Origin of the sequence: Variovorax paradoxus, assembly GCF_030815855.1 — a bacterium.
Classification (GTDB): domain Bacteria; phylum Pseudomonadota; class Gammaproteobacteria; order Burkholderiales; family Burkholderiaceae_C; genus Variovorax; species Variovorax paradoxus_M.
The window spans coordinates 390,043-413,720 of the sequence record NZ_JAUSXG010000001.1 but is presented as its reverse complement, the minus strand read 5'-3'; the positions used below and the strand labels follow the sequence as shown (position 1 = coordinate 413,720).

The following is a 23,678-nucleotide window of genomic DNA, read 5'->3' as shown; positions in this document are numbered from 1 at the left end:
TTGCTGCCTGCGCTCAAGACGATTGAAGGCTGGCCGTCACCACCTTGCCGGGCGCACACATGTTGCTGCCCCCGGCCGCCGAGGCCTCTTGCGGCTCCTTGGCCTCGATGCGTGCCACGGCGTAAATGGAGCCCTGCTCCGCATAGGGGAAGGGCACGCTGTAGGTACTCTGCAGTGCGTCCGATGCCACCGGCAGCAACTGCTCCACGCGCGCCGGCATCGCCTTGGAGTTTTCGCCGATCTTCACTTCGAGCACGGAGCCGATGCCCAGGCGCTTGGCCACCCGCGCGGGAAACACCGCCACCACGCCGAGGCGGCTGCAATCGGTGACGCGCACCAACGAAGCGCCCGCCGTGACATACGCGCCTTCGGGGGCGAGCACGGAGTGAACCTGCCCCGCCTGCGTTGCCTTGATTTCGTAGGAAGACAGCTTCTCCACCCGGCGGCGTTCCTCGTCTTCGAGCTGGATGACCTGCTTGAGCTGCTGAAGAATGGCGGCGCCGTCCTGCTGGGCGCGGCCTACGCTGTTGCGCAGTGCCTCGCGGCGGCTGGCCAACGTCTGGAAGAGGTTGTTGCCGCTGGTGCCCACAAAAGCGCCCTGCCCCGCACTTGCCACTGTCTGGGCCTGGCCGGCAAACGCCTGCTCCGCCACCGCGGCCGTGGCACGTGCCGTGTTCAGCTGCGCCACGGACGCGTTCATGACCTGCTCGCTGATGGCGCCTTCCGCCAGCAAGGCCTGGTTGGTCTTGACCTTGCTCTCCTGCTCTTCCACCATGCTGTGCGCCGCGTCGCGCTGCCGGCTCGCAACCTGCCAAGCCTCCCAGGCCTGGGCCACCGAAGCCTGCCTGTGAACGTTGGCCTCCTGCCCGACGGACCGCATCTCCTGGTTGTCGGCCTTGAACTGGTTGCCCAGTTGCGCCAGCTGACTCTGCAACGCCAGGCGCTGCGACCTCAGCGTGGTGAGTATTTCCTGGCTGACCGTCGGGTTGCGCACGGTGGCCACCACGGTGCCGGGCTCCACCATATCGCGCGAATGCACCACCATTTGCGCCACCACACCGTTGATCGGCGAGGTGATCAGCGCCACGGGCGCCTGCAACACCGCCCGCGTGGCCTGCGAAGACAACAGCGGCTGGACCAGCGTCGCGACCATCAGCCACAGCACGAAAGCCAGCAGCGCATAGGCCGCCAGCTTGGGAACGAAGGCGCCGGATTGCCGGGCTCGACCACCCGTGCGGCGCTGGCGACGCGGAAAAACAAATGAAGGCAGTTTCGACACACGCATACCCCACCTCTTGAGATGACGGCGTGCGCCGAACCGGCCGGCGCACATCCGGGAATGAAAGAGAACTTGCCTGCAGTCCACGCGGAACCCGGCGCCTCGAGGGCCGCCGCGTTCGCATGCTGCAGTGCAATACAAAGGTACGGCCAAAGGCGAATTACCACTGCTTCGGTGAGCAACAAGATGTGCAAGGTTCACATCTCGATCGGGCAGCCTGGTCGGGCTAAGGTCCTACACCGGCGTCGGATTTGGTGCGATTGACGACGAAAGGCCTCGTCCCGCTGGCGAAGCGTCGGGCCTCAGGCCTCCACTGGGGCGGACGAAGCACGCACCTTAATCGCCCATGCGGGGAAGTTCATCACGTGGAATGCCCCCGCCGGCTGGTGGCGCGCACCAACATATATCCGGTAACCATCCTGATCGGCATTGATGGTTTTCGACAACGCCGTGACGGCAACGCTGCCAGGCACCTTTTGCGGTGCGCCATTTACAACTGCGCTACGGCCGTCACAGCGCAATACATGCGCCGTGGAAGTTGCCTTCATAGTGCTCTTCCGCGGTCTGGAGCACCCCGCCAAGCCGCTCCAGCCCGCCACCCCACACCGCTCTTCGCCCCTGGCTGCCGAGCGGCCACCGGAGCACAGGTCGTGTCATCGAGGCAAGCAAGCACCGCCCTCGCCGAACCGTTCTCTGGAAGAAGCATGCCCTCTTCGCGCACACGGACCGCCTCCGACGCGTCAAGACGTAGCACTTTTTGGTTATTTTCTTGTAACGCCACTGAATACTATTGGCCGCATCACAATGCCCGCCGAACTCGGCTGCATGCCAGCCACCCACGCCCGAGGCAACCATTTAGCTGAGCAGACTTGTCGAAGCAGCCCCTTCGCCGCCGCGCATTCCCTCAGCGCGGCGGGCCGACGTTTGGTCGAGCTTGCCCTCATCCGAGTGACGTTTCCGGCAACGTCAGAAGGGCATGCCATGTTCACCCGCTACGCCATTCGCACGCTGATATGCGTTGCCGCCGTTCCCGCCATTTCAGACGAGCCCCTTCCACCGACTGGCCGCGTGTACCTGAGCAGGGCCGAGATCGAGAGCACCTTGATCGGCAAGCCCATCGTTTCAAGCAATCTTGCGACCGGCATGGTCTCGCGCTGGCAGTTCTACGCCGACGGCCGCGTCGACTTTGCCAACCGAAGCGGCCCCGGCCGCGCGTCGGGCAAGTGGTTTCTCAACCCCGACGGCTCCATGTGCGTGACCATGGTGGCCCGAACCGCCTGCCGCTACTGGTTCAGGAACGAAAAGGACGGCGCCATCGCCAACGCCAATACCAACGAGCCGAATGCGCCCACGGTGGCCGAGATACGGTTCGAATAGGCGCGCATGCGAACTCTCACCCCCTGCGTCTCGAAGGCATCAGGGTGTTCGCTGCACCAGCACGCTGGCCTGCTGGGTCAACGCTCGCGCGCGGCGCGGCGCAGCACCTGGGTGATCGGCTCCACCAGGTACTGGAGCGCGGTGCGCTCGTCCCCCTGCAGGTAGATCTCGGCGGGCATGCCGGCGAGCAGCTTCAGGTCTCCGGCTGTTGCGAGCGAAGCCGCGTCGGCTTCGACCAGCACCGAGTAGTACGGCGCGTTGGTGGCACGGTCGATCAGGCGGTCGCCCGACACATAGACCACCTTGCCACGCACCAGCTGCGTGGTGCGGTACTTGAATGCCGTGAAGCGGATGTCGGCCGCCTGCCCGCGGTGGATGCGGCCGATGTCCTCGGGACGCACGCGTGCATCGGTCATCAGGCGGCTGTCGTCGGGCACGACGTCGGCGATGGTCTCGCGGGGCGGAATCACTGCGCCGGGCGTCGAATACTTCAGGTCGATGATCTCGCCGCTGGCCGGCGCCGTGATCACCTGGCGCGCCGAGGCGTCGGCCGACTTGCGCCGCTCCTGCTCGATCTCGGACAGCCGGGCCGCCGTGACCTTGATCTGGTCGCTCGCCTGCTGGCGGTAGTCGCTTTCCAGCGAGCGGATGCGCAGATCGGCATCGACCGTGCGCTGCTCGGCGCGCGCGAGTTCCGCGCGCCGCTCCTCGAGCTTCACGCCGTAGTCGGCCACGGTGCCTTCGAGCTGCGCGATGCGCGTGGCAGAGATGAAGCCGTCCTTGAGCAGCTTGCGGTTGGTTTCCAGATCGCTTTTCTGGAACTTCATCGACTCGCCCGCCTGCGCGATCTGGGCGCGCAGCGCGACGATTTCCTCGGCCACCTTGTCGCGCTGCGAACGCAGCAGGCGCACCTGCCCCACCAGCGCGTCGCGCCGCGCATCGAACAGCGCGCGTTCCTTGTCCATCTGCTCGGCGAGGCGCGGATCGGTTACGGCGGTCTCGATCACATCGGGCGGAAAGATGATCGCGCGCGCCATGGTCTGCTCGGCATCGAGCCGCGCCACGCTGGCGCGCTCGGTCTTGACGCGATGGTCCAGCCGGTTCCTGTCGGCATCGACCGAGACGTCGCCCAGCACCAGCAACGGCTCCCCCTGTCGCACATGCTGGCCGTCGCGCACCAGCACCTCGCGCACGATGCCGCCTTCGGCATGCTGCACCGGTCGCCGGTTCAGATCCACCTTCACATGGGCCTGTGCCACCACGGCGGACGACAGCGGTGCGAAGCTCAGCCATGCGACGGCCGGCAGCAGTCCGCAGACCAGCACGGCGATGCCCCAGCGCATCAGGCGCCGCGCTTCGTGCACGTGGAGGGCCAACGGGTCGTTGGCCGCGACGGCATGCGCCATCTGATTCATGACACCTTCTCCGCAGGGCGCGGCGGCATCATCACCACCTGGGCGCCGCCCGTGTTCTGGGCCGAACGCCTGATCGTCTGCATCACCTCCGCCACCGGTCCGTACTGCTTGACGCGGCCGGCCTCCAGCACCAACAGCTTGTCCATGTGCTGCACCAGCGCGCTGCGATGCGTGACCACGATCACCGTGACTTGGCCGTGCATTGCCTTCAGGGCCTCGCCCAGCGCGAGTTCGCCCGCGCCGTCCAGATTGGAGTTGGGTTCGTCGAGCACCAGCAGCTTCGGGTCGCCATAGAGCGCGCGTGCCAGCGCAATGCGCTGGCGCTGGCCCGGCGACAGCATCACACCCATGTTGTCGACGACGGTGTCGTAGCCCTCGGGCAGCGACAGGATCAGCGCATGCACGCCGGCACGCTGCGCCGCCTGCGCGACCTTGTCCGCGTCGACCTCGCCCAGCCGCGCGATGTTGTCGGCGACAGTGCCGGCGAACAGTTCGACATCCTGCGGCACATAGCCGAGCCACGGGCCGAGTTCTTCGCGCGGCCACTGGGCGATGTCGACGTCGTCCAGCCGCACAACCCCCGCATGGGGCCTCCACAGGCCGGTGAGCAGGCGCACCAGGGTCGACTTGCCGGCGCCGCTGGAGCCGGTAATGGCCAGCGACTCGCCGGGCTCCAGGCTCAGCGAGACGCCGGAGAGAATCATCCGCTCGCTCTGCGCAGGCCGGAACATAAGGCCCTCCGCATGCAGGCGGCCCCTCGGTGCCGGCAGCGCCATGCGTTGCGGCTGGCGATCGGCGGTGCCCAGCACCTCGGACAGACGCGCGAAGGCCACGCGCCCCTCGGCCAGCACCCGCCAGCTCCCCACCACCTGTTCGACCGGCGCCAGCGCCCGGCCGAGCAGGATGGTGCAAGCCACCAGGATGCCTGGCGTGCCTTCGCCCGTGATGACGAGGTAGGCGCCCAGCGCCTGCAACAGCACCTGCACCGCCTGGCGCGTGGTGCGCGTGAGCGCGGCCATGGCCACCGACTTGCGCGCGGTCGGGCCTTGCAGCGCGGCCACGCCGGCGTTCAGGTCCCGCCAGCGCCCGATCACCGCGTCTCCCATTCCGAGCGACTGCGCCAGCTCTGCGTTCTGCATCGAGGATTCGAGATAGCGCGTGGCCCTGGCGGCTTCCTTCTGCAGGGCTTCGATGTCGCGGCGGGTGATGCGGTCGTTCACCACGGCAAGAACGAGCATCAGCGCCGACGCGGCGGCCGCAGCCATGCCCAGCATCGGATGCGCGAGCCAGATGACCGCGACATAGACGAACACCCATGGCACATCGAACAGGGCCAGCAGCCCCTGGGAAGAAAACAGGCTGCGCAGGGCCGCGACATCGCGCAAGCCTTCGGAGGGCGCGCGTTCGGCGCGCCGCGCCGTGCGGGCCAGCATGAGCTTGGCCACCACCGGAGACAGCTGATCGGAGATCAGATTGCCTGCCACACCCTGCAGCCGGCTGCGCAGGTAGTCCAGCATCAGCATCATGCCGAGCGCCACGGCGACGCCGAGCAACAGCACCAGCAGCGTCTCCTGGCTCTGGCTCGTCAGCACACGGTCGAAGACCTGCAGCATGAAGAGCGCGGGGGCGAGCAGCAGCAGGTTCACGAAGAACGAGAAGCCCGCGACAAAAAGGAGCGGTCGCTCGAGAAGCTGGAGAAGAGGCTTCATGTCGATTTCCCTCGTGTGCCGCCACCCGCATCCGCGGGCCGCAGGCGGAAGCTCACGCGCCGACCTTGATGTCGTTGCTGTCGAAGGTGTCGGCCGGGTTGCTCAGCGTCAGCGTCGCCACCAGCGTGCGGTTGGCGGCGCCCGAGCCGTCGGCGTCGTAGTACAGGTTGCCCGTTGCGCTGTCGTAGATCACATGCACGCCCGCGCCCACCACGTCTCCCGCACCGCCGCCGTCCGAGGACGCGAACTCGGCCGCCGACAGCGTGCTTCCGCTCGCTGTCGAGAGGGCGGTGAACGTGCCGCGCGACAGCTCGACCAGATCGCCGCTCCCCGCCGATCCCGAGGCATTGAAGTCGGTGACCGAATCCACCGCATTGGGTGCCGAGTCGAAGACGAAGGTGTCGTTGTCCGCGCCGCCGGTGAGTATGTCGGCGCCCGTCCCGCCGGCGATGCGGTCGTCGCCCGAAAGCCCGTTGATCACATCGTTGCCGCCGCCGCCGCGCAATTGGTCGTTCAACGCCGAACCGGTGATCGTGTCGGCGAAGGCCGTGCCGATGACGCCCTCGAAGTTCTTGTAGCCGTCGGTGCCGAGCCCCGCGGCGCTGGCATTGAAGCTTGTCGTGCTGCTGCTTTGCGTCAGCGTGAACGTGAGGCCGGCTGTGCCGTCGGAGAAGTCGAGCAGGTCGCCCGTGCCGCCCGCACCGTCGAGGGTGTCGTTGCCCTTGCCACCGCGGATGATGTCGTTCGAGGTGCTGCCGGTGATCGTGTCGGCCAGACCCGTTCCGATCACGCCTTCGATGTTCTGGTAGGTGTCGTTGTTGCCGAGCCCGGCGGTGCCGTTGGCGATGCTGGTCGATGCGGCACTCTGGACCAGCGTGAAATTGACCGCCAGGGTCCCATCAGAGAAGTCGAGCAGGTCCTCGCTGCCGGCGCCGCCGTCCATCGAATCGTTGCTGCCGATACCACCATTCAGCACGTCGTTGCCAGCGCCGCCCGACAGCGTGTCGTTGCCGTCGCCGCCGACCAGAAGGTCGTTGCCGGCAGAGCCTGTCAGCGTGTCGGCACTGTTGCCGGCCCCCCCGATAAAGACGTCACCGGCCGCACCACCCGTCAGCACGTCGGCACCGCCGCGGCCATCGATGTAGGAGGCCTGGTAGGTGCCGGCTGCGCTGAGATCGATCGTGTCGGCGCCGTTGCCGGTAGACACGGCCCTGACGTCGATCGTCGCCGTCGCCGTGGTGGTGCCCCCCGCGCCGTCCGACACGGTGTACTGGAAGCTGCCGGCCGTGGCTCCCGCCGTGCTGCCGCTGGTGAAGCTGATCGTGCCGTTCGCGGCGTCCAGGGTCAGGCCGGAAATTCCGACCGCGCTGCCGACGCTGGTGATCGTCAAGGCGAGACCGTCGATGTCGGTGTCGTTGCCGAGCAGCGAACTCACCGACAGCGTGACGAGCGTGCTGCTCGACACGATGATCCTGTCCGCCGCGGCGACCGGGTTGTCGTTCACGGCGCTGACTGTGAGGCTCGCGATGTCGGTGGCGCTCGAGAACGCAGAGCTGCCTCCATTCGTCACGGTGCTGGCCGTGGTGCCCGCCGTGCCGCTCGTCTGGTCCCAGGCGCGGAAGGTGACACCATCGCTGACTGTTCCGCTGAAATTCGAGTTCGCGTCGAAGTAGACACGCGTGTTCGCGTCCGCCGCCAACAGCAATGCGGACGCATCCGACACCGCACCCACCACCGCCCAGTTGGCACCGCCGTTGGTGGAATACCACCAGCTTCCGTTGTCGGCATTTACGCCCGTCAACGCGATGCCGGTGATAGCGCCGTTGTCCGCATCGGTCACGTTGTCTAGGCCACCGGCCGGCGGATTCAGATTCACCAGGCTGGAGACGAGCGTCCCGACGGCCCCGACCGGCGCGCCGGCATCCTCGTTGACCGCCACCAAAGCGGGTGTCGCGGCAGCACGCAGGACGGGTGCATCGTTGGTGCCGGCGATGGTCACCGTCACGAGCTGGCTGGCCGTGCCGTCGGAGGACACGGCGGTGAAGCTGTCGATGATCGATTGACCTGCGGCCAGTTGCTGGACTGCGGCCTGACTGTCGCTGGCCGTGTAGGTCCAGTTGCCGCCGGCTGCCAATGTGAAGCTGCCGTAGCCGTTGCTGCCAGTGGTGCCGGCCTGGGCTGTGAAGCTGGACTGTCCTGCATCCACATCGGCGATCGTCAGCGCGCCGCCTGTGCTCAGGTTTGGCGTCGAGGCATCCTCGCTCACCGCACCGCTGGCCACACCACCGATTACCGGCACGTCGTTGGTGCCGGTGATGGTCACGGTCACCACCTGATTGGCCGTGCCGTCGGAGGACACAGCGGTGAAACTGTCGCTGATCGATTGACCCGCGCCCAGCTGCTGGATCGCCGCTTGGCTGTTGTCGGCCGCGTAGCTCCAGCTGCCATCGACCGCGAGCGTGAAACTGCCGTGGCCGTGGCTGCCGGCGGTACTCACTTGTGGCGCGAAGTTCGACTGGCCTTGGTCGACATCGGCAATCGTCAGCGCACCGCTGGTGCTCAGATTCGGAGCCGAGGCATCCTCGCTGACCGCGCCGCTGGCCACACCAGCGATCACCGGCACGTCATTGGTGCCAGTGATCGTCACCGTCACGAGTTGGCTGGCCGTGCCATCCGAAGACACCGCGGTGAAGCTGTCGCTGATCGTTTGACCTGCGGCCAGCTGTTGGATTGCTGTTTGGCTATTGTTGGCCGTGTAGGTCCAGTTACCGTCGGCTGCTAGTGTGAAACTGCCGTAGCCGTTGCCGCCAGCGGTGCTCGCTTGTGGCGCGAAGTTCGATTGACCCGCGTCCACGTCGGCGATCGTCAGCGCACCGCTGGTGCTCAGATTCGGCGTCGAGGCATCCTCGCTGGCCGCACCGGTGGCTACGCCGCCGATCACCGGCACGTCGTTAGTGCCGGTGATGGTCACTGTCACGACTTGGCTTGCTGCGTCGTCCGATGAAACGGCGGTGAAGCTGTCGCTGATCGATTGACCCGCGCCCAATTGCTGGATCGCGCTCTGGCTGTTGTCAGCGTCGTAGCTCCAGCTTCCGTCGGCCGCCAGCGTGAAGTTGCCGTAGCCGTTGCCGCCGGCGGTGCCGGGCTGGACAATGAAGTTGGACTGTCCTGCATCGACATCGGCGATCGTCAGCGCACCATTGGTGCTCAGGTTCGGTGTCGAGTCATCCTCGCTCACCGCGCCGCTGGCGACGCCACCTATGACCGGCACGTCGTTGGTGCCGGTGATGGTCACCGTCACGAGTTGACTAGCCGTGCCATCCGAGGACACCGCGGTGAAGCTGTCGCTGAGCGACTGGCCGGCGCCCAGCTGCTGAATCGCCGCCTGGCTGTTGTTGGCCGTGTAGGTCCAGTTGCCATTGGCCGCCAGCGCGAAGCTGCCGTAGCCGTTGCTGCCAGCGGTGCCGGCCTGGGCTGTGAAGCTGGACTGTCCTGCATCGACATCGGCGATAGTCAGCGCACCGCTGGTGCTCAGGTTCGGTGTCGAGGCATCCTCGTTCAGCGCACCGGTGGCGACGCCGCCGATCACCGGCACGTCGTTGGTTCCGGTGATGGTCACCGTCACCAACTGGCTGGCGGTCCCATCGGACGACACCGCGGTGAAGCTGTCACTAAGCGACTCCCCGGCACCCAGCTGCTGGATCGCGCTTTGATTGTTGTCTGCGGTGTAGCTCCAGCTGCCGTCGGCCGCCAGCGTGAAGTTGCCGTAACCGTTGCCGCCGGCGGTGCTCGCCTGCGGGGCGAAGTTCGACTGGCCCGCATCCACATCGGCGATTGTCAGCGCGCCACTGGTGCTCAAGCTCGGGGTCGAGGCATCTTCGCTCACAGCACCGCTGGCAACGCCACCAATCACCGGCACGTCGTTAGTGCCGGTGATGGTCACGGTCACGAGCTCGCTGGCTGTGCCATCCGACGACACCGCGGTGAAACTGTCGCTGACCGATTGACCTGCGGCCAGCTGTTGAATTGCTGTTTGGCTGTTGTCTGCGGAGTAACTCCAACCGCCATCGGCCGCGAGCGTGAAGCTGCCATAGCCGTTGCTTCCGGCAGTGCTCGCCTGTGGTGCGAAGTTCGACTGGCCTTGGTCGACATCGGCAATCGTCAGTGCGCCACCGGTACTCAAGTTCGGCGTCGCACCATCCTCGCTCACAGCACCGCTGGCAACGCCACCAATCACCGGCACGTCGTTGGTGCCGGTGATGGTCACCGTCACGAGCTGGCTGGCCGTCCCGTCGGACGACACAGCGGTGAAGCTATCACTGATCGATTGACCCGCACCAAGCTGCTGGATCGCGCTCTGGCTGTTGTCGGCCGTGTAGGTCCAACTGCCGTCAGCCAGCAAGTTGAAGCTGCCATAGCCATTGCTACCTGCAGTGCTCGCCTGTGGGGCGAAGTTCGACTGACCTGCATCGACATCGACGATCGTCACCGCACCATTGGTGCTCAGGTTCGGTGTCGAGGCATCCTCGCTCACCGCACCGATGGCGACGCCGCCGATCACTGGAACGTCGTTGGTGCCGGTGATGGTTACGGTCACCAGCTGGCTGGCCGTTCCATCGGACGACACAGCGGTAAAGCTGTCGCTAAGCGACTCCCCGGCACCCAGCTGCTGGATCGCGCTTTGATTGTTGTCGGCCGTGTAGCTCCAGTTGCCATCAGCCGCCAATGTGAAACTGCCATAGCCATTGCTGCCGCCAGTGCTCGCTTGAGGCCCGAAGTTCGATTGGCCTTGGTCGACATCGGCAATCGTCAGTGCACCGCCGGTGCTCAGGCTCGGAGCCGAGTCATCCTCGTTCACCGTACCGCTTGCCACACCAGCAATCACCGGCACGTCATTGGTGCCAGTGATGGTCACCGTCACCACCTGGCTGACTGTCCCGTCGGACGACACTGCCGTGAAACTGTCGCTGATCGACTCGCCGGCGCCCAATTGCTGGATCGCGCTCTGGCTGTTGTCTGCGGTGTAGCTCCAGCTGCCATCAGCCAGCAAGCTGAAGCTGCCGTAGCCGTTGCCGCCGGTGGTGCCGGTCTGGGGCGTGAAGTTGGACTGACCCTGGTCGACATCGGCAATCGTCAGTGCACCGCCGGTGCCCAGGTTCGGCGTCGAGGCATCCTCGCTCGCTGCCCCGCTGGCGACGCCACCGATCACCGGCACGTCGTTGGTGCCGGTGATGGTTACGGTCACCAGCTGGCTGGCCGTTCCATCGGACGACACAGCGGTAAAGCTGTCGCTAAGCGACTCCCCGGCACCCAGCTGCTGGATCGCGCTTTGATTGTTGTCGGCCGTGTAGCTCCAGTTGCCATCAGCCGCCAATGTGAAACTGCCATAGCCATTGCTGCCGCCAGTGCTCGCTTGAGGCCCGAAGTTCGATTGGCCTTGGTCGACATCGGCAATCGTCAGTGCACCGCCGGTGCTCAGGCTCGGAGCCGAGTCATCCTCGTTCACCGTACCGCTTGCCACACCAGCAATCACCGGCACGTCATTGGTGCCAGTGATGGTCACCGTCACCACCTGGCTGACTGTCCCGTCGGACGACACTGCCGTGAAACTGTCGCTGATCGACTCGCCGGCGCCCAATTGCTGGATCGCGCTCTGGCTGTTGTCTGCGGTGTAGCTCCAGCTGCCATCAGCCAGCAAGCTGAAGCTGCCGTAGCCGTTGCCGCCGGTGGTGCCGGTCTGGGGCGTGAAGTTGGACTGACCCTGGTCGACGTCGGCAATCGTCAGTGCACCGCCGGTGCTCAGGTTCGACGTCGAGGCATCCTCGCTCGCTGCCCCGCTGGCGACGCCACCGATCACCGGCACGTCGTTGGTGCCGGTGATGGTCACAGTCACGACTTGGCTGGCGGTCCCGTCGGACGACACTGCCGTGAAACTGTCGCTGATCGACTCGCCGGCACCCAGTTGCTGGATCGCCGCCTGGCTGTTGTCGGCCGTGTAGCTCCAGTTGCCATCGGCTGCCAGAGTGAAACTGCCGTAGCCGCCGCTGCCAGCAGTGCTCGCCTGAGGCGCGAAGTTCGACTGGCCTTGGTCGACATCGGCAATCGTCAGTGCACCCTCGGCGCTCAGGCTCGGAGCCGAGTCATCCTCGTTCACCGCACTGCTTGCCACACCAGCAATCACCGGCACGTCATTGGTGCCAGTGATCGTCGCCGTTACCAGTTGGCTGGCCGTTCCATCGGACGAGACTGCAGTAAAGCTGTCGCTGAGCGACTGGCCGGCCCCCAGTTGCTGGATCGCCGCTTGGCTGTTGTCAGCCGTGTAGCTCCAGTTGCCATCGGCCGCCAGGGTGAAACTGCCGTAGCCGCCGCTGCCAGCAGTGCTCACCTGAGGCGCGAAGTTCGACTGGCCCGCATCCACGTCGGTGATGGTCAGCACACCGCCGGTGCTCAGGCTCGGAGCCGAGTCATCCTCGTTCACCGTACCGCTTGCCACACCGCCGATCACCGGCACATCGTTGGTCCCGGTGATCGTCACCGTCACCACCTGACTGGCTGTCCCATCGGACGACACCGCGGTGAAGCTGTCACTGAGCGACTGGCCTGCAGCTAACTGCTGGATCGCCGCCTGACTGTTGTCGGCCGTGTAGCTCCAGTTGCCATCGGCTGCCAATGTGAAACTGCCGTAGCCGTTGTTGCCGCCGGTGCTCGCCTGAGGCGCGAAGTTCGACTGGCCTTGGTCGACATCGGCAATCGTCAGCGCACCGCCAGCGCTGAGGTTCGGCACCGACGCATCCTCGCTCACCGCACCGGTGGCGACGCCACCGATCACCGGCACGTCATTGGTGCCGGTGATGGTCACCGTCACAAGTTGACTGGCCGTTCCGTCGGACGACACCGCGGTGAAGCTCTCGCTGATCGACTGCCCGGCACCGAGTTGCTGGATCGCACTTTGATTGTTGTCGGCCGCATAAGTCCAAGTGCCATTCGCCGCCAGCGTGAAACTGCCGTAGCCATTGCTCCCGGAGGTGCTTGCCTGCGGCGCGAAGTTCGACTGTCCTTGATCGACATCGGCAATCGTCAAGGCACCGCTGGTGCTCAGGTTCGGCGCCGCACCATCCTCGCTCACCGCCCCGCTGGCCACACCACCAATCACCGGCACGTCGTTGGTCCCGGTCACCGTCACAGTGATCTGCTGATTGACCGTGCCGCCGTGGCCGTCGGAGATGCTGACGGTGAAGATTTCTGTCGCCGTCTGGCCCTGGGCCAGATACTGCGTGGCCGCGTTGGCGACGCTGTAGTTCCAGCTCACCGTGCCGTCGCCCGCGCCCGTGGCCGCGTCGCTGACGGTGGCCGTCAAGACCCCGCCCAGCGTGTTGCCTGGAGCGACCGCCACGCTGACGCCGTGCGCATCGCTCAGGTCCACGTCGTCGAAGGTGATCGTGCCGCTGTCGCTCAAGGTCGGCGCCGAGGCATCCTCGGTCACCGCCGCGGCGGCATCGCCCGCGCCGATGGTCGGCGCGTCGTTGGTGCCGGTGATGGTTACGTCGATCTGCCGGGTGACGATGCCGCCGTGCTGGTCGTTCACGGTGATGGTGAAGCTCTCGACCCGGGTCTCACCCGCGGCCAGGTATTCGACGGCCGCGGCGTCCACGGTGTAGGTCCAGGTGAGCTGGCCGCCCGTGCCGGTGCCCGTGGTGTCGCCGTTCTTGACCGCCGTCAGGCTGCCGAGCACGCTGCCGATCGGCGTGCCCGTGGCGCTGACCAGGTGCACATCGCTCAGATCCAGGTCGCTGAAGCCGATGACGCCGCTGTCGCTCAGTTGGCCCGACGGCGCAACCTGCTCGCTCACCGCACCCGCCAGGTCCTGGGCTGTGATCACCGGACCATCGTTGGTGCCGGTGATGGTGACGGTTACCGTGGCCACACCGGTTCCGCCATCGGCGTCGGTCACCTGGTAGGTGAAGGTGTCGGTGGCGGTCTCGCCGGCTGCCAGGTGCTGAAAACCGGCTGCATGCGGCTGGTACTGGAAGTACCAGGTCGAGGGATCGCCCATTGCCGGCTGAACGAGCGTCGCCGTTCCGTGGGCCGGCGCCGAGGCCAGCGCCAGGCTCTTGACCAGGTCGGGAACCGCGTCGTTCTGCAGCACATGGATCTGGATCGCCGGGCCGTCTTCGGTTGCCGCGCCCACGTCGCCCAGCGCCTGCACCGCCTCGTTGGCCGGATTCACCTCCAACCCGTCCACCAGAATTCTCAGGGTCTCGGTCATCTGGACGGTCAGCGTGGACGACCCGAAGCTGAAAACGAAATCGCTGGCCGAGCCGTTGGAAACCTCGCCGGTCCTGGCATTGGTGACTGCCGCAAGGTGGGCCAGATAGGCGGCGATCTGCGTCTGGTTGGCAGAGTCCAGCCACTGCGCGCGCGTGAACTGGAGCTGAAGCGTATCGAGACCCGCCCCGCCGGTGTACACGTCCTTGGTGCCGGCCGCGACGTTTTCGCTCACGTTGTAGACAAGCGTGTCGTTCCCCGATCCGCCGTTGAGCTGGTCGCTGCCGCTGCCGCCGTCGAGCACGTCGTTGCCCGCGCCGCCGTTCAATGAATCGTTCCCCGCTCCACCGTAGACGCTGTCGTCCCCGTTGCCGCTGTTGATGGTGTCGCTGCCGGCCGTGCCGGTGAGAAGGTCATTGCCGTTGGAGCCGGTCATCGTGGTCATGTGGTGCTTCCTTGGTGAGCGAACGCCGGAAAGCCGGCGCGTGCCGATCTCGACCCTGTATTTCTTTTGTCCACAAATTACATAGCGCCGGCCGTGCGAGCACATGGAGGGAATGTCCTTCCTTCCCTATCGATATGCCCTGAGGCGAGCGCGAGAGGCCTGGTACTTTTGTCCTGCCCAGGGGCTTCCGGCGCCGCGAGCACGCCGTGCGCTGCTGGCTGACAGGCGCATCGGCGGCGGCCTACGCTAGAAACCAAAGTCTTCACCTTCAATGGCGCCCGACGTCGAATGGGACATGAGGCGTACCGTGCGTCTCGCCGTCGGCGGACAAGGATCAGCCATGCGCAACCAAGATGAGAAGAAGAATGAAGAGACAAGCCATCGCCCTTCCGATGGCAGCGCCGATCCCCAACAAGCCCTGACCGGCACCACCCGACGTTCGCTCATACGCAATGCCGTGCTGTTCGCGATGTTCTCGGGCGGCGGCATCAGCCTGTCCGGCTGCGGGGGTGGAGGCGGTGGTGGTGGTGGGGGCGGCGGCGGTGGAGGCGGCGGTATTGGTGGCGGCACTCCGCCCGAGAGCACTGGCCCGGTGTTCAAGCACGGCATCGCCAGCGGCGACCCGTTGTCGGACCGCGTGGTGATCTGGACCCGGGTCACAGCACCCGCACCGGGCACCATCAACCTGCGGTGGGAGCTGGCCAGCGACGAGCGTTTTGGCGTGATCGTCGCGCGCGGCACCATCAGCACCGGCCCCGAGCGCGACTACACGGTGAAGGTGGATGCCACCGGGCTCCAGCCGGCCAGCACCTATTTCTATCGCTTCATCATGGGCAACGAAATCTCGCCCATCGGCCGTACCAAGACGCTGCCGGTGGGCGGCGTGTCGCAGGCCAAGCTGGCGGTGGTCTCTTGCTCCAACTTCCCGAGCGGCTACTTCAATGTGTACGCCGACATTGCCAAGCGCACCGACATCGACGTGGTGCTGCATCTTGGTGACTACATCTACGAGTTTGGCCGGGTGGGCTATGCGTCGCAGCTGGCCATTGCCATCGACCGCGTGTCGTCACCCGACCACGAGATCTTGACGCTGCAGGACTACCGCGAACGCCATGCGCAATACCGCACCGACATCGACCTGCTCGCCCTGAATGCGCGGCTGCCCATGATCGCCGTGTGGGACGACCACGACCTGGCCGACAACGCATGGGCAGGCGGTGCCGCCAACCACGACGAATCGACCGAGGGCAGCTTTGCCGCACGGCGCGCGGCTGCCGTGCAGGCTTTTCACGAGTGGCTGCCGACACGGCTGCCCGACCCGTCCAACCCGTTGCAGATCTATCGCTCGTTCGACATTGGCACGCTGGCGTCGATGCACATGCTCGACACCCGGCTGATCGGCCGCGACAAGCAGGTCAACCTCGACCAGTATCTGGCCGGCGAGGCAGCCGCCCCCACGCGCCAGCTGCTGGGCCAGCCGCAGGTGGACTGGCTCTCTGCGCGCATGGCCGCGTCGGCCGGCACCTGGCAGGTGCTGGGCCAGCAGGTGCTCATGATGCGCATGACCATTCCCCTGAGCGTTGCGACCGACTTCAGCCTCGAGAAACTGGGCGCCTACCTGGCGGCGCTGGCGCTTCCGGATTCCGCGCGCAGCGACAACCAGAGGGCCCTGGTCACGCAGCAGAAGGTGCCCTACAACCTCGACGCCTGGGACGGCTACCCGGCCGCCCGCGACACCGTGCTGGCCATGGCGCGCAACCAGGGCAAGAACCTGATCTCGCTGGCCGGCGACACCCACAACGCCTGGGCCGGGAACCTCACCGACACCTCCGGGCAGCGGGTGGGGGTCGAGTTCGGAACCTCGTCGGTGTCTTCCCCCGGCTTCGAGCGGGCGCTGCCGCTGATTGCCAACAACGTGCTGGCGGACGGCTTCTTGCGCATGGTCGACGACCTGCGCTACGCGGAGACCAGCAAGCGCGGTTATGCCGTGCTGACCCTGATGCCGGCCGAAGCGCGCTGCGAATACGTCGAGATCAGCACAGTGCTGAGCCGCAACTATTCGGTGAGGACCGCCGCCACGGTGCGCGTACTGCCGGGCACCGGCAATCTGCAAGTGCTCGCCGCCTGAGCGAACGACGGCCACCATCACGGCGGCGCGTTCGGGATGCCGCCAGCCGCCTGCTCGCTCGATGCGAACAACCTGCGCTCAGTCGACGATGCGCCCGGCGAGCCGCGATATGACGTAGTAGCCCAACTGGCATGCCTTCGCGCAACCTCGAGGTTTTGGGTGATGTCAGGCATCGATATCGCCGTCATCGGCCGATGAAAGCGGCCACGCCGTTGCGAAATGCCTGGCTGCCATACACCTCGTCGATCAGGTCATCGTCATCCAGCCGCTGTTCGACGACGATGCGGCGGATGCTCTCCTTCACGGCCTTGTGCGTGACCGGAGACAGCGCCATGAGCCGCTCTGCCAGCGCAAGGGCCGCGGCATCCAGTTCGCCTGCCGCGCAGGCGGCATGCACATAGCCGCAGGCCAGCGCTTCCTGTGCCGTCAGGTAGTCGGCGAGCAGCAGCATCCGCTTGACACGCGGCACGCCCAGGGCGGCCTGCAGCCGCGCGATGTTGCGCGAAGACAAGGTGTTGGACAGCGTCTTGGCAATCGGCGCGCCGAAGCGCGATGCGTCGCTGCAGACCCGGAAATCGCAGGCCGTGGCTAGCGCGAGGCCGCCACCCACGGCCCAGCCGTCGACCACGGCCACGGTGGGGACGGCAATGCGTTCGACCGCATCAATGACGCGCTCCACGAAAGCCTCGTAGGCAATGCCGTCGCGGCCGCCCTGGAAGTCCTTGAAATGGGCGATGTCCGTGCCCGAAATGAAAGACTTGCCGCCCGCCCCCTTGAACAGCACGCTGCGCACCGCCGGGTTGCGCACGCACGCGCCGATATGGTCCAGCAGCGCCTCGTACATCTGCAGCGTCATCGCGTTGTGGCGCTCGGGGCGATGGATCACGATCTCGGCCACGCCCGAGGCATGGACTCCCAGCCGCACGCATTCGGCTGAACTCACAAGGCCTCCGTCGCGCTGGCTGGCGTGTTGATCTCGGCCAGGATTTCTTCGTTGTGCTCGCCCAGCAATGGCGGGTGCCGGCGCACCTGCTGCGGCGTACCCAGCAGCTTGACGGGAAAGCCGATGTTCTTGACCTTGCCCTCGATCGGGTGGTCGATCTCCATGCACATGCGGCGGTGCGTGCCGTGCTCGCCTTCGAAGGCCTCCGGATACGACAGGATGGGGCCGGCGGGAATGCCGGCGGCCAGCATGGCGTCGATCCAGTCGGTGCTGTCCCGCTGGCCGAACTCCTGTTCGAGCGCCTCGATCAGCGCCTCGCGGTTCTTGAGGCGCAGCGACACGCTGGCGTAGTCCGCGTGCTCGACGAGGTCTGGCCGCTGCAGCAGTTCGCACAGCCGGGTCCAGAGCTTCTGGTTGGTCGCGCCCATTACGAAGTAGCCATCGCGCGCCTTCACCGCTTGGTAAGGCGCGCTCATCTTGTTGCTGGTGCCCAGCGGTGTCGGCCGCGTGCCCGTGCCCCAGTATTCGGACATGTCCCAGACCGAGAAGGCCATGGCCGCATCGAACAGCGAAGCGTCGATGTGCTGGCCCACGCCCGACTTCTGCGCGCCGATGTAGGCCGCGAGCAGCGCGTAGGTGGCAAACAGCGCGCAGCCAATATCGGCCACGGGCACGCCGGCCTTGACCGGCTTCTCGCCGGGGTAGCCGGTCACGCTCATCACGCCGGACATGGCCTGCGCCATCAGGTCGAAGCCCGGCCGCTCGGCCCACGGGCCGCTCTGGCCGAAGCCCGAGATGCTGACGTACACGATCTTCGGATGGATCTTTTTGATGGACTCGTAGTCGATGCCCAGGCGCTGCACCGCGCCGGGGCGGTAGTTTTCGACGATCACGTCGGCAGTCTGGGCCAGCTTGTAGAACGATGCGCGGTCGTCCTCGTTCTTGAGGTCCAGCGTCAGCGAGCGCTTGTTGCGGTTCATGTTCAGGAAGCCCATGCTGTCCGGGCCCTTCATCTTGAAACCCATGGCGCCGCGGGTCTGGTCGCCGCCCGGCGGCTCGACCTTGATCACATCGGCGCCCAGGTCGGCGAGCAGCATGCAGGCGAACGGCCCGGCCATGACCTGGCTCACGTCCAGCACCCGGATGCCCTGCAGCGGCAGTTGTTGCGCGTGGTTCATTTTTTCAGCCCTCCTCGGTGACCTTGGCGGTGCGCACCACGTCGCCCCATTTCTTGAACTCGGCAGCCATGAAAGCCGCGAACTTGTCGACGGAACCACCGCCGTCCTCCACGCCGTAACCGTCGAAGCGCGCAACCACATCCGGCAGCGCCAGCACCTTGTTGATGTCGGCGTTTATCTGCAGTGCCAGGTCTCTGGACATATCCTTGGGGCCGACCACGCCATACCAGCTGGATACGTCGAAGCCCTTGAAGCCCTGCTCGTCCATGGTCGGCATCTCCGGAAAGCCCCTGGCCCGCTGCAGACGCGTCTGGACGATGCCCGTCATGCGCTTGGCCTTGACCTGGGCCGTGGCCGCCGTCATGGTGTCGAAGCTGTAATCGATCTGCCCGCCGATCAGGTCCGTCTGCATCGGGCCCGAGCCCTTGTAGGGCACGTGGATGCTCTTGACGTCGGCGGCCATGTTGAACATCGCGGCTGCCAGGTGCTGCACCGATCCCGTGCCGGAGGAGCCGAAGCTGATCTTCCCCGGGCTCTTTCTGCACTGCTCGACCACTTCCTTGACCGAGCCGATGGAATTCTTCGCGCTGGTCACCAGGATGTGCGGTGTGGCGCCGACCATGGCAATGGGCGCGAAGTCCTTCAGCGGGTCGTAGGTGATGCTCTTGAAGATGTGCGGCGAGATGGCGTGCGTGTTGACATGGGCCATCAGCAGGTTCACGCCTTCGGTGAACCGGGTCCGCGCGAAGAAGTCGGCAGCCAATGCGCCGGTGGCGCCGGGCTTGTTCTCGACCACCACCGAGCGGCCCCACAGCTCCGAGAGCTTCTGCCCCACGATGCGGGCGAACACGTCGGTGCCGCCGCCGGGCGCCCAGCCCACGTAGATCTTGACGATGCCCTTGGGCAGCTCCGTGGCCGCGAGGGCCCAAGGCGCGGCCAGCGCGCCGGCGCTGGCCGCAATGAAGTCTCTGCGTTTCATCATGTCGTGCGTCCTTTGTCTCTGTCGTAGTAGTGCCGCTACTCTCCCGTAGCGCAGAGGACGTCGCAAGAATGTGGAAGGCATGCCTGGCTTCGCAATCCGCGAAGCCGAAGCTGCAGGAGCGCCGCTTTCTTCCTAGGCTTTGTTGCCAATCAGCTGGGCCACCACGTTGCGCAGCGTCTGCTCCTGCGCATGGCCTTCCACGCAGGACAGCACGTAGGCGCGTTGGTGCCAGTCGCCCTGGATTTCGACCGAGCCCAGATCGTCTTCGGGGTGGAAGCTGCGCAGCACCTCGGGCGGCATCAGGCCCACACCCAAGCCATGGCGCACCAGCGCCAGCATGGTGTCGAAACCGCTGGTCGAGAAGTTGTTCGGAAACGATCGGCCGCGGCTGCGGTAGGCCGCCTGCAAGGCGGACAAGATCGCCGAGCCCTTGCCGAGGCTCACGATCGGCAGATCCAGAAAGTCGTCGATGCCCACCGGGCCTTCCGCCGCAAACTGGAAATGCCGGCGGCTGTACACGAGCACCAGCCTGTCCTGCCGGTAGTCGAACTTCGGCAGATCCAGGAACCCGCTCTTCTTCTCATAGATGCCGACGTCGATCACCTTGTCGCGCAGCAACTGCTGCACGATCTTGCTGTTCTCTTCCATGATCTTCAGCGTGATCTGCGGGTAGGCGTCGCGAAGGCGGGCGATGTCCTTCGCAAGGAACTGGATGATGGCCGCCTTCGGCGCGCCGATGAGGATGCGCCCATCCTGACCGCGGCACAGCACCTGGGCATCGCCCTCGAGCCGGCCGATAAGATTGTCGATCTGCCGGATGTGTGCCATCAGCCGGCTGCCTGCCTCGGTGATCAACACGCCGTGGGGGACCCGCTTGAACAGCTTGGCACCCAATTGCGCCTCCAGGTCCGTCACGCGCTTGGACGCGGCGGCCACCGCTAGGCTCAGCTTGTCGGCGGCCCGCGAGATGCTGCCTTCTTCGGCGATGCAAAGGACGAGTTGGACGGTGGTGGAGTCGAGCTTCATGGGGGTGGGAGGTCCAGTGGCATGGGGGTATGCCAGGCATTGTGATGAGTCGCGGAGAAGACGGTGGAAGAGCCTGTGCGCATCAACGGTGGCGGAGATACGGTTTGAGCAGCCCTGCAGTGAAAGAAACGAAGAGAAAAAGAGCTCAGTCGACGATGCGCACGGCACGCCGTGCCAGCCGTACGTATTCGCTCAGGGGCTTGTTCGCCTTCCAGTGCAGGTCGCGCTCGATGCCCAGGGTGCCGCCCAACAGCCGGATCGACATCAGCGCGCGCGTGGACACATGGCCCGGCGCAGGCGCTCCCATGCCCAGGTCGCACAAGCCATAGGCCGTGTCTGCGTCGTCGGGGTTCAGTTCAGTGATGAGCCACCTGGCAGCACCCCGCGGGTTGAGCCACTTGACCACCGGATGCGGATCGAAGCGAGGGTTGCCGCGCGATGCTTTGCCGTTGGCGAGCAATAGCTGGCGCAACTCGGGGGTGATGAGTTCCAAGAAAGGCCTCCAAGTTCGCTGCCTGAACGAACTCGGACAGTGATCTTTCAAGCATGTCTTAAAGAGCACATTTTCGCGTATGTGTCGTTTAAGACGTTTCCCTGAGATGCACATTTATTCACGCTCGACGGCGATGAAAAATGCCAGCCGAAGAGCCACACCCCTGCCCGCCCCCATAGCCGGGACCTTGCCCAACGAGGTAACGCTGGCGCTAGGGAAGAACCTGAAGAAGCTGAGACTTGCCGCTGGCAAGACCCAAGCGGCCCTGGCCTATGACGCTGAGGTTGAACGGTCCCGGATCTCGAAGCTCGAAGGGGGCCACATCAATCCCTCAGTGATGACGCTGGCAACCCTCTGCTACAGCTTGGGGACAACGTTGCCTGTGCTTTTTGAGGGAATTGTTGCTACGAACGCTCCGACGTCTGAAGGGGGGTTTTTACGGAGAAAGAATCAGGCAGTTCTAAATAAGCCTGCGAGGCTTGCAGAAAGGCGCCCACACAGTACTTGAACTCTTCTACTGGGGTTAGCAAGTTATTGCGTTAGTACGACGTCCCTTTCGCCCTCTTGCTATGGCAGGTTTGAATCGCCCCGACTTTCATGGAGGCCGGTTGGTTTAAGTCATACCACCGCCGTGGCGGTCTGACTGGCGAGTTGCCGGTAATAGTTTGCCTCAGCTTCTGCAGGCGGGATGTAGCCGATCGGTTCGAGCGGGCGTTGGTGGTTGAACCAGGACACCCATTCGAGCGTTGCGAACTCCACCGCCTCCTTGGTCTTCCACGGTGCCCGGCGATGGATCAACTCGGCCTTGCAGAGCCCATTGATTGTCTCGGCCAGGGCGTTGTCATAGGAGTCGCCTTTGCTGCCTACTGACGGCTCGATGCCCGCCTCGCCCAGCCGTTCGGTGTACCGGATGCTGACGTATTGCGAGCCGCGATCCGAGTGGCAAATCAAGCTGCCGTCGCGCTCGGGCTGACGGTCGTACAGCGCTTGCTCCAAGGCACCGAGCACGAAGTCCGTGCGCATCGAGCTACTGACCCGCCAGCCCACAATGCGCCGGGCGAACACGTCGATCACGAAGGCCACGTAGAGCCAGCCCTGCCAGGTCGACACGTACGTGAAGTCCGAGACCCACAGCTGGTTCGGACGCTGCGCGCGGAACTGCCGGTTGACCCGGTCCAGCGGGCATGGCGCCCTGGCATCGCTGATCGTGGTCTTCACCACCTTGCCGCGCATCACGCCGCGCAGCCCCAGGCGCCGCATCAGCCGCTCGACCGTGCAGCGGGCCACCGCCGTGCCTTCGCGTATCAGCTGCCGCCAGACCTTGTCAGCGCCATAGACCTGCATGTTGGCCTGCCACACGCGCTGAATCGCTGGCATGAGGACATCGTCGCGGTGTGCCCTGGCACAGCGCTTGTGCGGCTCTCGCAGCAGTGCCGCATGCCGCCGATAGCCCGACGGGGCGACCTGCAAGACCTTGCAGATCGGCTCGACCCCGAAGGTGCCGCGATACTTGTCGATGAAATCCCTCAGGACTTCAGTCGGCGGTCGAGCTCCGCCTGGGCGAAAAACGCGCTGGCCAGCTTTAGGATCTCGTTGGCCCGGCGCAGCTCCTTGACCTCGCGCTCGAGCTCCTTCATCCGCTGGGCCTCGCTGGTCGTGACGCCTTCGCGCACGCCGTTGTCGACCTCGTCACGCTTGACCCATTCGTTCAGCGTCTGCGGCACGCAGCCGATCTTCGGTGCAATCGATTCGATCGCGGCCCACAACGACGGGTACTCCCCACGGTGCTCTTGCACCATCCTCACCGCGCGTTCACGCACCTCGGGTGAGAACTTGTTCGACTTCTTCATGGCTCAATCCTCTCAGAGTGTTGAGCCTCCACAAAATCCGGGGCGATTCAGCTCTTCGGCGATGCCGGCCTTCTGGTTGGTCTTCGAAACGAGTTAGTTCACTACCGCTCAGATTGGGACGGTCAAATGACGAGAAGAAATCTGTTGGGCGGGTTGAGAGCGAAACGGTTCGCGCCACCACCCTTCATGAGTCCCCATTCCAACGAGTTTCCTCATCTCCTACTGAGCGCTGCGTGCGCAACTTGGGCGTATCAAACTGCCGCCAATTTTCTCGACGATGCATATTCAAAGCTCGGTGTTCGAAGCGCGCTAGACGGATACCGGCAACCGGGCGGCAACCTACGCGAACTGTTGCCTTTGCAGAGCTAGCCGGATTGGTAATGGACGCTGCCTATCAAGTCCACGACATCTCATTAGGCCTCCCCCCAATCGCCGCCGGCGGATGGGTAAGGATATCGAACTGGCCGAGCGTCGATGAGAGACATCGATGACTGGCGGAGAGTGTGAGATTCGAACTCACGGACGCTTTCACGTCGGCAGTTTTCAAGACTGCTGGTTTAAACCACTCACCCAACTCTCCGGAACCGT

The 23,678-nt window shown here is 65.3% G+C and carries 14 protein-coding genes, 1 tRNA gene and 1 other annotated feature; of the genes, 3 read left to right on the top strand and 12 right to left on the bottom strand.

Features of this window, described 5'->3' with window-relative positions; all coding sequences use genetic code 11:
- Positions 1 to 13 precede the first annotated feature (13 nt).
- Complete coding sequence (locus tag QFZ42_RS01930) at positions 14 to 1,285, bottom strand: HlyD family efflux transporter periplasmic adaptor subunit (protein WP_307699328.1); 1,272 nt, start codon at positions 1,283 to 1,285, stop codon at positions 14 to 16.
- Between the two features lie 296 nt (positions 1,286 to 1,581).
- On the bottom strand, positions 1,582 to 1,827 hold the full coding sequence (locus QFZ42_RS01925; RefSeq protein ID WP_307699327.1) for a hypothetical protein: 246 nt from the start codon (positions 1,825 to 1,827) through the stop codon (positions 1,582 to 1,584).
- A 433-nt stretch (positions 1,828 to 2,260) separates the two neighbouring features.
- On the opposite strand from QFZ42_RS01925, the gene QFZ42_RS01920 reads away from it, so the two are divergent.
- On the top strand, positions 2,261 to 2,656 hold the full coding sequence (locus tag QFZ42_RS01920; RefSeq protein ID WP_307699326.1) for a hypothetical protein: 396 nt from the start codon (positions 2,261 to 2,263) through the stop codon (positions 2,654 to 2,656).
- 77 nt (positions 2,657 to 2,733) lie between these two features.
- On the opposite strand, the gene QFZ42_RS01915 is transcribed toward QFZ42_RS01920, so the two are convergent.
- From QFZ42_RS01915 to QFZ42_RS01905, 3 genes are read right to left on the bottom strand one after another with little or no spacing between them, the layout of a single operon-like run.
- Positions 2,734 to 4,071 carry an HlyD family type I secretion periplasmic adaptor subunit gene (locus QFZ42_RS01915; protein ID WP_307699325.1) on the bottom strand — a complete coding sequence of 446 codons (1,338 nt, stop codon included), beginning with the start codon at positions 4,069 to 4,071 and terminating at the stop codon, positions 2,734 to 2,736.
- The gene (locus QFZ42_RS01910; RefSeq protein WP_307699324.1) at positions 4,068 to 5,780 is read right to left on the bottom strand and encodes a type I secretion system permease/ATPase; all 1,713 of its coding nucleotides are present in this window, start codon (positions 5,778 to 5,780) and stop codon (positions 4,068 to 4,070) included. The genes QFZ42_RS01915 and QFZ42_RS01910 overlap by 4 nt, the downstream gene beginning before the upstream one ends.
- A 52-nt stretch (positions 5,781 to 5,832) precedes the next feature.
- Complete coding sequence (locus QFZ42_RS01905) at positions 5,833 to 14,490, bottom strand: VCBS domain-containing protein (RefSeq protein WP_307699323.1); 8,658 nt, start codon at positions 14,488 to 14,490, stop codon at positions 5,833 to 5,835.
- Between the two features lie 340 nt (positions 14,491 to 14,830).
- Between QFZ42_RS01905 and QFZ42_RS01900 the strand changes: the two genes are divergently transcribed.
- On the top strand, positions 14,831 to 16,618 hold the full coding sequence (locus tag QFZ42_RS01900; RefSeq protein ID WP_307699322.1) for an alkaline phosphatase D family protein: 1,788 nt from the start codon (positions 14,831 to 14,833) through the stop codon (positions 16,616 to 16,618).
- A gap of 184 nt (positions 16,619 to 16,802) precedes the next feature.
- On the opposite strand, the gene QFZ42_RS01895 is transcribed toward QFZ42_RS01900, so the two are convergent.
- From QFZ42_RS01895 to QFZ42_RS01875, 5 genes are all read right to left on the bottom strand, one after another.
- Complete coding sequence (locus tag QFZ42_RS01895) at positions 16,803 to 17,561, bottom strand: enoyl-CoA hydratase (protein WP_307699321.1); 759 nt, start codon at positions 17,559 to 17,561, stop codon at positions 16,803 to 16,805.
- On the bottom strand, positions 17,558 to 18,739 hold the full coding sequence (locus QFZ42_RS01890) for a CaiB/BaiF CoA transferase family protein (RefSeq protein ID WP_307699320.1): 1,182 nt from the start codon (positions 18,737 to 18,739) through the stop codon (positions 17,558 to 17,560). The genes QFZ42_RS01895 and QFZ42_RS01890 overlap by 4 nt, the downstream gene beginning before the upstream one ends.
- 4 nt (positions 18,740 to 18,743) lie before the next feature.
- Positions 18,744 to 19,718: a Bug family tripartite tricarboxylate transporter substrate binding protein gene (locus QFZ42_RS01885; RefSeq protein ID WP_307704147.1), complete on the bottom strand. Its 975-nt coding sequence runs from the start codon at positions 19,716 to 19,718 to the stop codon at positions 18,744 to 18,746.
- 135 nt (positions 19,719 to 19,853) lie between these two features.
- Positions 19,854 to 20,747 (bottom strand): LysR family transcriptional regulator, encoded by an 894-nt coding sequence (locus tag QFZ42_RS01880; RefSeq protein WP_307699319.1) that lies wholly within the window; start codon positions 20,745 to 20,747, stop codon positions 19,854 to 19,856.
- A 145-nt stretch (positions 20,748 to 20,892) separates the two neighbouring features.
- Complete coding sequence (locus tag QFZ42_RS01875; protein ID WP_307699318.1) at positions 20,893 to 21,240, bottom strand: DUF2958 domain-containing protein; 348 nt, start codon at positions 21,238 to 21,240, stop codon at positions 20,893 to 20,895.
- A gap of 79 nt (positions 21,241 to 21,319) precedes the next feature.
- Here QFZ42_RS01875 and QFZ42_RS01870 point away from each other — a divergent pair, with 79 nt between their 5' ends.
- On the top strand, positions 21,320 to 21,748 hold the full coding sequence (locus tag QFZ42_RS01870) for a helix-turn-helix domain-containing protein (protein WP_307699317.1): 429 nt from the start codon (positions 21,320 to 21,322) through the stop codon (positions 21,746 to 21,748).
- A 110-nt stretch (positions 21,749 to 21,858) separates the two neighbouring features.
- Here the strand turns inward: QFZ42_RS01870 and QFZ42_RS01865 are convergent.
- A protein-coding gene (locus tag QFZ42_RS01865; RefSeq protein ID WP_307699316.1) for an IS3 family transposase occupies positions 21,859 to 23,090 on the bottom strand; the annotation gives its coding sequence in 2 pieces (ribosomal slippage) (positions 21,859 to 22,802 and positions 22,802 to 23,090; 1,233 coding nt in all).
- Positions 22,696 to 22,812 (bottom strand) — a sequence feature (AL1L pseudoknot). Its footprint overlaps the gene before it by 117 nt.
- A 492-nt stretch (positions 23,091 to 23,582) precedes the next feature.
- Positions 23,583 to 23,670: transfer RNA gene (locus QFZ42_RS01860), tRNA-Ser, on the bottom strand.
- Between the last annotated feature and the right edge of the window lie 8 nt (positions 23,671 to 23,678).

What these genes read in the sequence shown, in the direction of transcription:
- QFZ42_RS01930 (WP_307699328.1), bottom strand. Translation starts at nt 1,285, where the DNA reads ATGCGTGTGTCGAAACTGCCTTCATTTGTTTTTCCGCGTCGCCAGCGC.
- QFZ42_RS01925 (WP_307699327.1), bottom strand. Translation starts at nt 1,827, where the DNA reads ATGAAGGCAACTTCCACGGCGCATGTATTGCGCTGTGACGGCCGTAGC.
- QFZ42_RS01920 (WP_307699326.1), top strand. Translation starts at nt 2,261, where the DNA reads ATGTTCACCCGCTACGCCATTCGCACGCTGATATGCGTTGCCGCCGTT.
- QFZ42_RS01915 (WP_307699325.1), bottom strand. Translation starts at nt 4,071, where the DNA reads ATGAATCAGATGGCGCATGCCGTCGCGGCCAACGACCCGTTGGCCCTC.
- QFZ42_RS01910 (WP_307699324.1), bottom strand. Translation starts at nt 5,780, where the DNA reads ATGAAGCCTCTTCTCCAGCTTCTCGAGCGACCGCTCCTTTTTGTCGCG.
- QFZ42_RS01905 (WP_307699323.1), bottom strand. Translation starts at nt 14,490, where the DNA reads ATGACCACGATGACCGGCTCCAACGGCAATGACCTTCTCACCGGCACG.
- QFZ42_RS01900 (WP_307699322.1), top strand. Translation starts at nt 14,831, where the DNA reads ATGCGCAACCAAGATGAGAAGAAGAATGAAGAGACAAGCCATCGCCCT.
- QFZ42_RS01890 (WP_307699320.1), bottom strand. Translation starts at nt 18,739, where the DNA reads ATGAACCACGCGCAACAACTGCCGCTGCAGGGCATCCGGGTGCTGGAC.
- QFZ42_RS01885 (WP_307704147.1), bottom strand. Translation starts at nt 19,718, where the DNA reads ATGAAACGCAGAGACTTCATTGCGGCCAGCGCCGGCGCGCTGGCCGCG.
- QFZ42_RS01880 (WP_307699319.1), bottom strand. Translation starts at nt 20,747, where the DNA reads ATGAAGCTCGACTCCACCACCGTCCAACTCGTCCTTTGCATCGCCGAA.
- QFZ42_RS01870 (WP_307699317.1), top strand. Translation starts at nt 21,320, where the DNA reads ATGTGTCGTTTAAGACGTTTCCCTGAGATGCACATTTATTCACGCTCG.